Annotated in this window: 12 protein-coding genes and 1 other RNA gene; 6 read left to right on the forward strand and 7 right to left on the reverse strand. The window is 67.0% G+C overall.

Features of this window, described 5'->3' with window-relative positions:
* Positions 1–3 precede the first annotated feature (3 nt).
* The 4 genes from HLH45_RS08645 to HLH45_RS08660 are packed head-to-tail and all read right to left on the reverse strand — an operon-like array spanning position 4 to position 4,030.
* Positions 4–1,401, reverse strand: coding sequence for an FAD-binding oxidoreductase (locus tag HLH45_RS08645; RefSeq protein WP_008571512.1), 1,398 nt, complete (start codon positions 1,399–1,401; stop codon positions 4–6).
* Positions 1,398–1,937 carry a metal-dependent hydrolase gene (locus HLH45_RS08650; protein WP_033478494.1) on the reverse strand — a complete coding sequence of 180 codons (540 nt, stop codon included), beginning with the start codon at positions 1,935–1,937 and terminating at the stop codon, positions 1,398–1,400. The genes HLH45_RS08645 and HLH45_RS08650 overlap by 4 nt, the downstream gene beginning before the upstream one ends.
* 29 nt (positions 1,938–1,966) lie before the next feature.
* Entirely contained in the window at positions 1,967–2,335 is a 369-nt protein-coding gene (locus HLH45_RS08655; RefSeq protein WP_008571510.1) for a YraN family protein, read from the reverse strand.
* A 3-nt stretch (positions 2,336–2,338) separates the two neighbouring features.
* Positions 2,339–4,030, reverse strand: a complete 1,692-nt coding sequence (locus HLH45_RS08660; protein WP_171309882.1) for a penicillin-binding protein activator — start codon at positions 4,028–4,030, stop codon at positions 2,339–2,341.
* Between the two features lie 120 nt (positions 4,031–4,150).
* Here HLH45_RS08660 and rsmI point away from each other — a divergent pair, with 120 nt between their 5' ends.
* Both rsmI and rnpB read left to right on the forward strand, forming a co-directional pair.
* Entirely contained in the window at positions 4,151–4,972 is an 822-nt protein-coding gene (gene rsmI / locus HLH45_RS08665; protein ID WP_008571550.1) for a 16S rRNA (cytidine(1402)-2'-O)-methyltransferase, read from the forward strand.
* A gap of 146 nt (positions 4,973–5,118) precedes the next feature.
* Positions 5,119–5,468, forward strand: an RNA gene (gene rnpB, locus HLH45_RS08670) — RNase P RNA component class A.
* 478 nt (positions 5,469–5,946) lie between these two features.
* On the opposite strand, the gene HLH45_RS08675 is transcribed toward rnpB, so the two are convergent.
* The 3 genes from HLH45_RS08675 to HLH45_RS08685 are packed head-to-tail and all read right to left on the reverse strand — an operon-like array spanning position 5,947 to position 7,342.
* Positions 5,947–6,264 (reverse strand): CcdB family protein, encoded by a 318-nt coding sequence (locus HLH45_RS08675; protein ID WP_008571283.1) that lies wholly within the window; start codon positions 6,262–6,264, stop codon positions 5,947–5,949.
* Positions 6,261–6,512 carry a type II toxin-antitoxin system CcdA family antitoxin gene (locus HLH45_RS08680; RefSeq protein WP_008571282.1) on the reverse strand — a complete coding sequence of 84 codons (252 nt, stop codon included), beginning with the start codon at positions 6,510–6,512 and terminating at the stop codon, positions 6,261–6,263. Before HLH45_RS08680 ends, HLH45_RS08675 begins: the two co-directional genes overlap by 4 nt.
* 47 nt (positions 6,513–6,559) lie before the next feature.
* A complete protein-coding gene (locus HLH45_RS08685) occupies positions 6,560–7,342 on the reverse strand; it encodes an NRDE family protein (RefSeq protein WP_008571281.1) in 783 nt (260 codons plus the stop codon).
* Positions 7,343–7,642: 300 nt separating this feature from the next.
* On the opposite strand from HLH45_RS08685, the gene mraZ reads away from it, so the two are divergent.
* From mraZ to HLH45_RS08705, 4 genes are all read left to right on the forward strand, one after another.
* Positions 7,643–8,098, forward strand: coding sequence for a division/cell wall cluster transcriptional repressor MraZ (gene mraZ / locus HLH45_RS08690; protein WP_005910933.1), 456 nt, complete (start codon positions 7,643–7,645; stop codon positions 8,096–8,098).
* 14 nt (positions 8,099–8,112) lie between these two features.
* Positions 8,113–9,156, forward strand: coding sequence for a 16S rRNA (cytosine(1402)-N(4))-methyltransferase RsmH (gene rsmH / locus HLH45_RS08695; RefSeq protein ID WP_008571990.1), 1,044 nt, complete (start codon positions 8,113–8,115; stop codon positions 9,154–9,156).
* Entirely contained in the window at positions 9,153–9,416 is a 264-nt protein-coding gene (gene ftsL, locus HLH45_RS08700) for a cell division protein FtsL (RefSeq protein ID WP_005910928.1), read from the forward strand. Before rsmH ends, ftsL begins: the two co-directional genes overlap by 4 nt.
* A gap of 211 nt (positions 9,417–9,627) precedes the next feature.
* Complete coding sequence (locus HLH45_RS08705) at positions 9,628–11,496, forward strand: peptidoglycan D,D-transpeptidase FtsI family protein (protein WP_008571988.1); 1,869 nt, start codon at positions 9,628–9,630, stop codon at positions 11,494–11,496.
* The last annotated feature ends 4 nt before the right edge of the window (positions 11,497–11,500 follow it).

Here is an 11,500-nt window from a genome sequence, read left to right on the forward strand (position 1 = left end):
GGACTATCGCCCGGCAGGCGAGTGGGGCAACACCTTCCCCGGATTCAAGATGCCATCCGGGTCCAGCGCCGCCTTGATCGCGCGCATGGCCGCCAGCGTGGCTGGATTGAACGCCTGGCTCATGAAATCGCGCTTGGCCACGCCGATGCCGTGTTCGCCGGAGAGCGTGCCCTCCAGCGCCAGCACCAGCGTAAACAGCCGTGGCAGGGCGGCGTGTGCGCGGGCATCTTCGTCGGCATCGGCCGGGTCGTACATGATGTTGACGTGCAGGTTGCCGTTGCCGGCATGGCCGAAGGCGACGATGGGCAGCGCGAATTCCGCAGCGAGTGCTTCCACGCCGGCGACGAGTTCGGGAATGCGCGACACCGGCACCACCACGTCCTCATTGATCTTGCCCGGCTTGATGGTGCGCAAGGCCGGCGACAAGGCACGGCGTGCGGCCCACAACCTGTCGCGCGCGCTGCCATCGGCGGCCACGTCCAGGCCCAGTACGCCCTGGCCATCGGCCGCCTCGTGCAGGGCTTGCAGCGCGTAGGGCAAGGTGTCGTGATCGCCGTCGGCTTCGATCAACAGCATGGCGCCGGCGTCGGGTACGTCGCTGCCATTGCGGCGTAGCAGCGCAATCGCGCTGGCATCCATGAATTCCAGCATGGTCGGCGTGGTCGGTTGTGCCATCAGCCGCGACACTGCGGCTGCGGCGCTGGAGGCATCGCGATACAGCGCGCGCAGGCCGGCTTGCGCGATTGCGCGCGGGGTCAGCTTCAAGGTCGCCTCGACGATGATCGCCAGGGTGCCCTCGCTGCCCACCAGCAAGTGGGTGAGGTCGTAACCGGTGGAATTCTTGGTGTACGCACCGCCGCAGCGGATCACCTCGCCGGTGCCGGTCACCGCCACCAGGCCGAGCACGTTGTCGCGGGTGGCGCCGTATTTCACCGCGCGCGGGCCGCCGGCGTTGGTGGATAGATTGCCGCCGACGCTGCAGATCTCCGCGCTGGACGGATCCGGCGGCCAGAACAATCCGTGCGGCTGCAGCGCCTGCTGCAGGTCGCCATTGAGCACGCCCGGTTGCACCACCGCGCAGCGGTCTTGCGGACGCAGTGCCAGGATCTGGTTCATGCGCGCCATCGACACCACCACGCCGCCGGAAAACGGCACCGCCGCGCCGGTGGTGCCGGTGCCGGCGCCGCGCGCCACGATCGGCACGCCGTGCGCACGGCACGCCTGCACGATCGCCACCACCTCATCGGTGTCGCGCGGCAACGCCACTGCGGTAGGCAATGCCCAGCGGCGCGAATCGTCTTCGCCATAGCGGCGGCGCGCATCGTCGCCGGTCAACCAGCCATCGGTACCTAGGCGCGTGGCCAATACCTCGGCAAGTGCGGTGGGAAGTACATCGGTCATGACTTGCGATCCTGTGGTGCCGCGCGCTGGATGCATTTCCACCCCAGCACGGCGACGGTGAGCGGCAGCCAGACCCAGCGCAGCTCGGAGAGCAGTGTGCTCAGGCCACGCGCATTGAAGAAGCCGGTGGCAAATGGTGACACCCGGATCGGCCGCCATGGCGCGAACCAGCGCGTCTGGCTCCACGGCCAGCCCAGTGCCACGCCCAGGCCGCCGGAAGTCATCGCATCCAGCAGCGGGTGCGAGGCGGCACAGACGAACAAAAACACAGACGCCTGCACGGCATCCGCGCGCAACAGGCGATGTAACGCAACGCCGAGCAACCCCACGATTGCGGCGAACAACAGCGAGTGGCTGGCACCGCGATGGCCAAACGCATCGGCGTAGGGAATGTGCAGCGCGAACGCCAGCACATCGGCATCGGGCAGCATCGCCGCCGCCACGCCGGCCGCGAGCAGGCGTGGCGAGATGCGGCCGCGTTCACTGGCGCACCACAGCGCCAATGGCACGGCTGCGTGGGTCATGACGGTTGGCATAAAAACGTTGGCGTGAGCGTCGGTGGCGGTCAGCAATCGTCGGCGCGGAACGCGTCGCGAATCCAGTGCAATACCGGCGGTTCGCCGCTGGCATCGACCACATCGAAGCGGCACGGCAGCGCGGCCAGGGTCGGGTGGGCGCCAAGAAACAACTGCGCGGCCAGCACCAGCTTGCGACGTTTGCGCCAGTCCACCGATGCCGCACCGCCGCCGAAGCGGTCATCGCGCCGGTAACGCACTTCCACAAATACCAGCGCTGGCCCGTCGCGCATCACCAGATCCAGTTCGCCGCCACGGTAGTTGGCATTGCCAACCACCAGCCGCAGCCCGGCCTGCTCCAGCAACGCGCGTGCGGCCGCCTCGACCGCCGCACCACGCTGCTGACGCGCTGCCGGCATGGCTCAGCGGCCGTCGGCGATCGGCGTCGGGCGGCCGCCGCTGAAGGTGGACCAGGCCGGCGTGCGCAACACATTGCCGAAGCCATCCAGGTGCAGGGTGCCGGTGGCGCCGCGCAGGCCGCCATCGGTGCCGGTGGCGAGTTTTTCCAGGTACGCAGTGATCTTCCAGGCGTCGTAGCCGAACGCGAACAGGCGGGCGGCCGGGCCGCGTGCGCTGGGCAGGGTGCTGGCCACCTGGCTGACCGCCGGCAGGCCGGACACGCCCAGGGCGGTCCAGGTTTCGCTCGGGTAGACGATGCCATCCAGCGCCAGATCATCTTCGACCTTGCCGGTGCCGGCCACCAGTTGCGAGGTACCCACGCGCGATTTGCCGGCGAACCCGGCCAACGCCAGCTGCGGCGCCAGCGCACGCGCAGTATTGCCGCGCACTGCCAGAAACACTGCATCGGCAGTGCCGTAATTGCGCAACTGCGCACCGATATCGCCCGGCGCATCGGCCACGCTGATGCTGCCGGCCACCGTGCCGCCGCGTTCGCTGAAACGGTCGCGGAAGGCCTTGATGGTGCGCTTGCCGTTGTCGTCGCTGGTGCCGACGATCAGCACGTTGCGGCGTTCGCGCGAGAGCAGGTATTCGGCGGCCATGATGCCGTCGTCTTCCGGCGCCAGCGAGAAGCCTGCGCTGCCGGTGGGCGGGGCCTTGTTGTCGGTGGGGCGGTTGAGCGCCAGCACCGGCACCGCCAACTGGCCGCGCGCAAACAGCGCGCTGACCTCGTCGCGCCCCAACGGGCCGACCACGTAATCCACCCCGGCGTTGACTGCCTTGTCGTAGGCGGCATTGGCGCCGGCCGGGGTGCCGGCGGTGTCGAAGAACTGCACTTCCGGGCGGCGGCGGGTTTCGGCGTAGTAGCCGGCCAGCAGGCCATCGCGTACCGGCGCGGCGGCGGTGGCCAGGTTGCCGGTGATCGGCAGCAGCACGCCCAGCTTGACCGGTGGGCGGTAGCCATCGCGCTCGGCCGGCGGGCGCTTGCTGGTGTCAAAGCCCCACTGCGCATCGCGCTCGAAGGCGCGCGGCAACGCCAGGCCACGGCTGATCAACGCGCGCCCGGCAAAGTTGTACAACGGGTCGCCGGCCGGCAGTGCAGCGGTGCGGCCCTTGAGGGTGGCGTCGTCGAGCGCGGCAAGCAGGCGCACGATCGCGCGCTGGTTGTCGCTGCGCACGGTGCCGGTCAGGCTGGCATCGGCACGCGCGCGGTCGGCTGCGGCGCCGAACAGGTCGCCGGTGGCTTCCAGCGCCGCAGCGCGTGCCACCAGCCAGCGCGTCTGCAGCGGCTGGGTCAGCCCCTGCGGGCTGCCGCCCAGGGCCTGCAACGCCTGCGCGCCCTGCTTGTCGAGCACCGCCAGCTCGCCGGTGAGCAGCCCGAAGCGGGCCCGCTCCTCGCCGCTCAGGTGGCGTGGGTTGACCTGCGCCAGCAGCGTGCGGGCCCGCGCATCGTCACCGGCGTCGTGCCAGCCGAACGCCGCTGCCGCCAGCAACCGGCTGCGCTGCGCGCCGCTGGCACTGGCGGCTTCGGCTTCCAACTGCTGCGCGGCGTCGCGCGGTTTGCCCTGATCCAGCAGTGCCAGCGCTGCGCTCTGCGTCGGCGAGGCGGTCGGCGTGACGCTGCTGGTGGCGCAACCTGCGGCCAGCATCACCATCAGCGAAAGGGCAGAGATCCTTGCAACACGCTTGTTCATTTCAGATCCATTGGACAGGGGCCGCCGGGGCGGACCGTTAAAAACGCTACGATTCTACCCTTTGCCCCCGGAAAACCGCTGATGACGTTCCCTGGAACCCTGCACGTGGTCGCCACGCCGATCGGCAACCTGGCCGACCTGTCGCCGCGCGCGCAGGAGGTGTTGCGTGGCGTGGCCGCGATCTGCGCCGAAGACACGCGCCATACCCGCCAGTTGCTCGGCCATTTCGGCATCGACCGCCCGCTGCTGGCGCTGCACGACCACAACGAAGACGCCATGTCCGAACGCATCGTGGCGCGCCTGCGCGAAGGCGAGTCGCTGGCCATCGTCAGCGACGCCGGCACCCCGTTGGTGAGCGACCCCGGTTTCAAGCTGGTGCGCGCCGCCCGTGCGGCCGGCATCAAGGTCAGCCCGGTCCCGGGCGCCTGTGCGGCGATCGCCGCGCTCAGCGTGGCCGGCCTGCCCAGCGACCGTTTCGGCTTCGAGGGATTCCTGCCGGCCAAGAGCGCCGCCCGCCGCGAGCGCCTGGCGCGGCTGGCCGGCGAGACCCGCACCCTGGTGTTCTACGAGTCCTCGCACCGCATCGTCGAATCGTTGGCCGACCTGCGCCTGGCCTTCGGCGATGACCGCCCGGCGGTGATCGCCCGCGAACTGACCAAACTGTTCGAAACCGTGCTCGACGGCAGCCTGGCGCAGCTGCAGGCCCAGGTCGAAGCCGACGACAACCAGCGCAAGGGCGAGTTCGTGGTGATGGTGCAGGGCGCCGCCGACGCTGCCGACGGCCAGCTCGCCGAAGGCCGCCGCGTCTACGCCAAGCTCGCCGAGCACCTGCCGCCGTCCACTGCCGCCAAGCTGGCCGCCGAGCTGACTGGCGCGCCGCGGAAGGCGTTGTATGGCGGCTAATACGGTCATTGCAGGAGCGTGCCTGGACGCGACGGTGGTGGGTCGGTACCCCCTCTCGCGCACGGGTGCGCTCCTACAAGGCAAGGGCCAGCGTGAAATCGCCGCGCCGTTTTGCACTGCAGCGATAGCGTAGAATGCGCCCCGGCGGAGTCGGCCAGACAGTCGCGTCACTCGCAAGAGTGCCGAGGAAAGTCCGGGCTCCATAGGGCAAGGTGCCAGGTAACGCCTGGGCGGCGCAAGCCGACGGACAGTGCAACAGAAAGATACCGCCTACGTTCCCTTCGGGGAGCCGGTAAGGGTGAAATGGTGCGGTAAGAGCGCACCGCGAGTCCGGTAACGGACCGGCACGGCAAACCCCACCTGGAGCAAGACCAAATAGGGATCCATTGGCGTGGCCCGCGCTGGATCCGGGTAGGTTGCTTGAGCGCTGCGGTGACGTAGCGCCTAGACGAATGACTGTCCACGACAGAACCCGGCTTATCGGCCGGCTCCGCCGCCTTCGTTCGGGCGTTCGCCCTTCTCGAAGGCGCCCACGCTTTGTACCGCAGCAGGCGATACAAAACGCGGGTCCCGCTCCGGGCATTCCACATCCCCGCGGCTGTCGCCGCGCCCCCTTGACTCAAGGGGGCTTGCAGGTAGGCAGTTGGTCGAGGCGTAGGTCGTTGGTCGAGGCTCTCGCGACGCGTCGCCGCCTTCATTCGGGCGTTCGCCCTTCTCGAAGGCGCCCACGCTTTGTACCGCCGCAGGCGATACAAAACGCGGGTCCCGCTCCGGGCATTCCACATCCCCGCGGCTGTCGCCGCGCCCCCTTGACTCAAGGGGGCTTGCACTCGGTAAGTTGTCCGGTGCTTTCGGCTGTTTGCGATCAATGCGATTGCTGCTTCGATCTTTACTGCTTGGCTTGGGCTTTGCCCTCGCGGCGAACGCTGTGTGCGTTGCTGCGGCCTTGCTTGACGCGTTTTTCTGTTTTGCGCCTAACCGAACGAGCGGGTGAATAGCTCGTCCAGGGCGTCGATGATGATCTGGCCTTGGTCCTTCAATGTGCCGGCAGGTTTGTTGAGCACGGCCAGCGGCACCGAGGTCATTTCCAGAGGCTGCAGGATGACGCTGTGGCCGGCTACGGTGAGTTCCGGGGTGAAACGGGATGGGGTCGGGGAGTGGCCGGACTTGATGACCAGGGGCACGACGACGCGGCGAGGAGAGGCGTCGAAGATCTTCGACTGGACCACCACCACGTACGGGATGTTCTTGTTCTGGCCGACATTGGCGTAGACATCGAACTGGCCGGTCATAGCGTGGAGAACTCGTCGGCGAAGGAGCCGTGCGCTTCAGTGAAGACCTTCCATTCGCTCGCGGCGCGTTGCAGCTCAAGCGCTCTGGCGCTGTGGTTGTCGCGTTCCTTGGTGACGTACTCGGCCAGCAACTCTTCCACCTTTGCCGAAAGGTTGCCAGTCATCGCGCGGGCTTGCGCCGCCAGGTCGGCATTGATGGTCAGATTCAGCGGCTTCTTCTGCGCTGAAACGTCGTAATAGCGATTCATGCATTGGCTCCTGGTTATGCGCACGCTATGCGCATGACTGTGGCTTGTCAACGCGAGCCAGGGATCTCCAGGCGTGTCTCGCCCTGGAAACTCCCATTCGGCCCGAAGCGTCGTTCGTGGATGAAGCCGTGGCCGTGATGGTCTGCCGCAACGATGGTGCTGGCGCGGGTGCCGTAGCTGGGGCCGCTGATGAAGGCGGCCGAGAGCAGGCGTTCGGTGGGCAGGTCCACGCCGGTCTGCGGTAGCGCAGCGTCGGGGGCGATGGCCGGGTTGCCCAGGGCGGCCCACAGCGGCTGCAGGTCTTCCTCGCCGCTGGCGCACCAGCGGTGCAGCACCCTGGTCAGCGCGGCGGTCTTGGGCCACGGCGCATCCAGCGGTCCGTTGGACATGCCATGGATGCCCGCAGCCAGTCGCCGTGCCAGCGGTGGGTGGTTGCTCAGGTGCTCGCAACGGTCGGCGTCGCACAGCAACAGGTTGAAAGGTGGGAACTCGTGGGCGGCACCGGCCAGTGCGTTGCCGTAGGCAGTAGCGCTCAGGCTGCCGGACAGATAGTCGGCGATCAGATGCCCGCGCGAGCGCCCCGAGGCCGTGGCGAGCGGGTCACGCACGTTGGTGACCACCGCAGCGCGTCCGTCCCGACCCAGGCCAACCCAACTGCCACCGGAGCGTAGGTCGCGGCCGGCCAGCATGTTGTCGGCCGGCGCCGCCCAGCTCGCCAGTGCCGCAGTGGGACGTTCATGGAATTCGTCGCGGTTGCCCACCAGCAGCAAACGCCAGCGCGGGTGGGCTTTCCAGGCGAGAGCGACCAAGCACATGCCGCCGATTGTCATCTTGTTTGCGCAGTTGGGATACGTAGCTGGCGCAATGTGAAGTGAGACGGCAGTCGGGTTTACATGGCCTTCACCGCCCTGAATTTCCGTTCAATCTCAAAATATGAGACGAAACAGCAACTTGTGGATAACCTTTGAACAAGTCTCTAAAGAGTGCCGCAACTCATTGATGCAACTGGCGATTTGTGGTCTTGAAAACTGTTGACAACCTTTGACGCACTGCTAAGGTGGGCAACGGAGGGAAAACCAGGTGTTTTGTGGTTTTTCGTGGTTCAATGATCCCCCAGCGGGTATTCGAGGTTGCATTCGGTGTTTCAGGGCGAGACTGCCATCACGGTGGACGACAAGGGGCGTATGGCGGTGCCAACCGCATACCGCGACCTCGTTGCGCGTGTCAGCGGCAATCGCCTGGTCCTCACCTACAACCCCTTCGAAGCCGGATGCCTGTGGCTATATGCGGAAAAGGAGTGGGAGCGGGTGCGCGACGACGTGATGTCCAAGCCCAATACCCAGCGCGTGGTCCGCACGCTGCAACAGAAGCTGGTGGGTTCATCCGCCGTGCTGGAGCTGGACGCCAACGGCCGTCTGAGCATTCCGGCCAGCCACCGCAATGCGGTGGGCATCGAAAAAAAGGCCGTGCTGCTGGGCATGGGCGACAAGTTCGAACTCTGGAGCGAGCAGGCACATCGCGCACTGATCCAGCAGACATTGTCTGACGGGGATCTGGGCGATGAATTGCTCGATCTCAGGTTGTGAGCCGGGGTGCCCGGATGCGCGGTGAAGCGCAGCCCGGTCACCCGGTGTCGCAGCCGCCGGCGGCGCATGTGCCGGTGCTGTACACGCAGGTTCTGGATGGCCTGCAAGTGACCGAAAACGGAACGTATCTGGATGGCACGTTCGGGCGTGGCGGGCACGCACGCGGCGTGCTGGAACACCTTGGCCCGGGAGGTCGACTGCTGGTGATGGACAAGGACCCCGAAGCGATCGCGGTGGCCGAACACAGCTTCGGTGGCGATGCGCGCGTGTCCATCCATCGCGGCAGTTTTGCCGGACTCGGCCAGGTGGTGGCCGCGGCCACCGTCGACGGGATCCTGCTGGACCTGGGCGTGTCTTCGCCGCAGCTGGACGTGGCCGGGCGCGGTTTCAGTTTCGGCAAGGACGGCCCGCTGGACATGCGCATGGACCCGGACAACGGCCAGAGCGCGGCGCAGTGGCTGGCGCAGGCCAGCGAGCGCGAGATCGCCGATGTGCTGTGGACCTATGGCGAAGAACGCCAGAGCCGCCGCATCGCGCGCGCCATCGTGGCGCGGCGCGCCGAACAGCCGCTGCTGCGCACTGCACAACTGGCCGACCTGATCGCGTCGGTGATGCCGCGCGGCGACAGCAAGACCCACCCGGCCACACGCAGCTTCCAGGCCATCCGCATCCACATCAACCGCGAGCTGGCCGATCTGGAAGCCGGGCTGGACGCCGCCCTGGACGCGCTCAAGCCGGGCGGCCGGCTGGCGGTGATCAGCTTCCATTCGCTGGAAGATCGCATCGTCAAACAATTCATGGCCCGCTATGCCAAGGCCCCGCCGAGCAACCGCCGCTTGCCCGAAGCTCAGCCGTTCGTTCCCACGCTGCAGCTGGTGAGCGGCGCGATCAAGGCCGACGACGCCGAATTGATCGTCAATCCGCGTGCCCGCAGCGCGGTGTTGCGGGTAGCTGAAAAGCTGGGAGTCGGGATTCGGAATTCGGGATTGGAAGAGCGCTCCAAGCGAATCCCAAATCCCCAATCCCCAATCCCGGCGTCTCAAGGAGACGCCGCATGAGCCGCTTGCTGCTCGTCGTGCTGCTTGCCTGCAGCATCGCCTCGGCGATCGGTGTGGTGTACATGCGCCACATGCATCGCAAGCTGTTCGTGCAGTTGTCCAAGCTCGAGCACACGCGCGACGAATTGAATATCGAATTCGGCCGGCTGCAGCTGGAGCAGGCCACCTGGGCGGAAAGCAACCGGGTCGACCAGGTCGCACGTGCGCGCATCGGGATGAAGTTCCCCGAGACCAACGACATCGTGGTGGTGCGCCCATGAGCTTGTGGCAGGACAACCGCGTTGCACGACGCAGCTGCCCGCAGGGTGGCGCTTATGCAGGTGCCGCCATGACAAAACGGCAGGACAGCCGTTTTGCACAGCGCAGCTGCCCGCAGGGTGGCGCTTATGCAGGTGCCGCCATGACAAAACGGCAGGACAGCCGTTTTGCACAGCGCAGCTGCCCGCAGGGTGGCGCACACGGAGGTGCGCCATGAAAACCGGCCGCAACCGCCCCCGTAGCAATTTCAATCTCCGTGGTCGCCTGACCCTGGTCGGTATCGCGCTTGGCCTGTGCTCGGTGACGCTGATCGGCCGCGCGGCTTACGTGCAACTGGTCAATCGCGATTTTTACCAGCGTCAGGGCGAAGCGCGTTACCTGCGCGAACTGCCCATCGCCACCTCGCGCGGCATGATCACCGACCGCAACGGCGAGCCGCTGGCGGTGTCTACGCCGGTGGAATCGATCTGGGTCAATCCGCAGGAACTGCTGCGCAACCCGGACCGCATTCCCGAGCTGGCAAAAGCGCTCGGGCAGCCGCTGGACGAGTTGAACGCCAAGCTGGCACAGAAGGCCGGCAAGGAATTCATGTACCTGCAGCGCCGGATCAATCCGGACAAGGCGCATGCGATTGTCGATCTGAAGATTCCTGGCGTGTTCTCGCAGCGCGAGTTCCGCCGCTTCTATCCGCAAGGCGAGGCGATGGCCCATGTGCTGGGCTTCACCAACATCGACGACCGCGGCCAGGAAGGCCTGGAGCTGGCATTCGACGAATGGCTGCGCGGCAAGCCCGGTTCCAAGAAGGTGGTGCGCGATGCGCGCGGCGCCATCGTGGAAAGCGTGGACCTGGTGCGTCCGGCGCAACCGGGCAAGGACCTGACGCTGAGCATCGACCGCCGCATCCAGTTCCTGGCCTACAAGGAGCTGCGCAACGCACTGGTCGAAAACAACGCGGCCGGCGGTTCGATGGTGGTGATGGATGTGGCCACCGGCGAAGTGCTGGCGATGGTCAACCTGCCTACCTACAACCCCAATTCGGTCACCGGCATCAATCCGTCGGCGCGCCGCAACCGTGCGGTCACCGATCTGGTCGAGCCGGGTTCGACGATGAAGCCGCTGACCGTGGCCACCGCGCTGACGGCCGGCGTGGTGACCAAGGACACCGTCATCGATACCAACCCCGGCTACATGTCGGTGGGGCGTTTCACCATTCGCGATGTGCCGCGCAACAACGGTGTGCTCAACGTCACCGGCGTGATCACCCGCAGTTCGAACATCGGCGCGGCCAAGATCGCGGCCAAGGTGCCCGACCAGACCTTCTACCAGTCGATCCGCAACTTCGGTTACGGCAGCGCGCCGCATAGCGGGTTCCCCGGCGAATCGGCCGGCGTGGTGCTGCAGCCGGCGCGCTGGAGCGGCCCGTCCAAGACCACGATGTCCTACGGTTACGGCCTGTCGGTGACGCCGCTGCAGATTGCCCAGGCGTACGCCACGCTGGGCAACGGCGGCAAGCTCACTCCGCCGACCTTCGTGCGTGGCCAGCACAACGAAACCCGGCAGGTGATCACGCCGGAAGTGGCGCGCCAGGTCATCGACATGATGGAGACCGTGGTGACCCAGGGCGGCGCCAAGGGCGCGGCGATTCTGGGCTACCACGTGGCCGGCAAGACCGGCACGGCGCGCAAGAATGGCGCCAACGGCTACGAGCGCGGGCATTACAACGCCCTGTTCGCCGGCCTGGTGCCGGCCACGCGCCCGCGCTTTGCCACCGTCATCGTGATCAACGATCCGCAAGGCAAGGTGTATTACGGCGGTCTGGTGTCGGCGCCGGTCTTCCATCGCGTGATGGAAGGCGCGCTGCGCTTGATGGACGTGCCGCCGGACGATATCCAGTCGTGGCTGGCCGCACAGGCGGCCGGCAAGACCGGCCAGCCGGTGGTCAAGCCGCAATCGGCCGATCCGGATCCGGCCCTGGTGCCAGACCCGGTGGATGAAGTCTCTGCCGGCATTCCGACCGCACTGGCGCCTGCGCCGGCTGCCGCGCCAGCACAGCCCGCGCCGTTGCAGGAGAGCCGCCAGTGAGCCG

Origin of the sequence: Xanthomonas euvesicatoria (assembly GCF_013112235.1) — a bacterium.
GTDB classification, from domain to species: Bacteria; Pseudomonadota; Gammaproteobacteria; order Xanthomonadales; family Xanthomonadaceae; genus Xanthomonas; species Xanthomonas euvesicatoria.

Excerpts from the sequence above, each read along its gene's own strand:
- HLH45_RS08645 (WP_008571512.1), bottom strand. The coding sequence starts at position 1,401 with ATGACCGATGTACTTCCCACCGCACTTGCCGAGGTATTGGCCACGCGC.
- HLH45_RS08650 (WP_033478494.1), bottom strand. The coding sequence starts at position 1,937 with ATGCCAACCGTCATGACCCACGCAGCCGTGCCATTGGCGCTGTGGTGC.
- HLH45_RS08655 (WP_008571510.1), bottom strand. The coding sequence starts at position 2,335 with ATGCCGGCAGCGCGTCAGCAGCGTGGTGCGGCGGTCGAGGCGGCCGCA.
- HLH45_RS08660 (WP_171309882.1), bottom strand. The coding sequence starts at position 4,030 with ATGGTGATGCTGGCCGCAGGTTGCGCCACCAGCAGCGTCACGCCGACC.
- rsmI (WP_008571550.1), top strand. The coding sequence starts at position 4,151 with ATGACGTTCCCTGGAACCCTGCACGTGGTCGCCACGCCGATCGGCAAC.
- HLH45_RS08675 (WP_008571283.1), bottom strand. The coding sequence starts at position 6,264 with ATGACCGGCCAGTTCGATGTCTACGCCAATGTCGGCCAGAACAAGAAC.
- HLH45_RS08680 (WP_008571282.1), bottom strand. The coding sequence starts at position 6,512 with ATGAATCGCTATTACGACGTTTCAGCGCAGAAGAAGCCGCTGAATCTG.
- HLH45_RS08685 (WP_008571281.1), bottom strand. The coding sequence starts at position 7,342 with ATGACAATCGGCGGCATGTGCTTGGTCGCTCTCGCCTGGAAAGCCCAC.
- rsmH (WP_008571990.1), top strand. The coding sequence starts at position 8,113 with ATGCGCGGTGAAGCGCAGCCCGGTCACCCGGTGTCGCAGCCGCCGGCG.
- ftsL (WP_005910928.1), top strand. The coding sequence starts at position 9,153 with ATGAGCCGCTTGCTGCTCGTCGTGCTGCTTGCCTGCAGCATCGCCTCG.
- HLH45_RS08705 (WP_008571988.1), top strand. The coding sequence starts at position 9,628 with ATGAAAACCGGCCGCAACCGCCCCCGTAGCAATTTCAATCTCCGTGGT.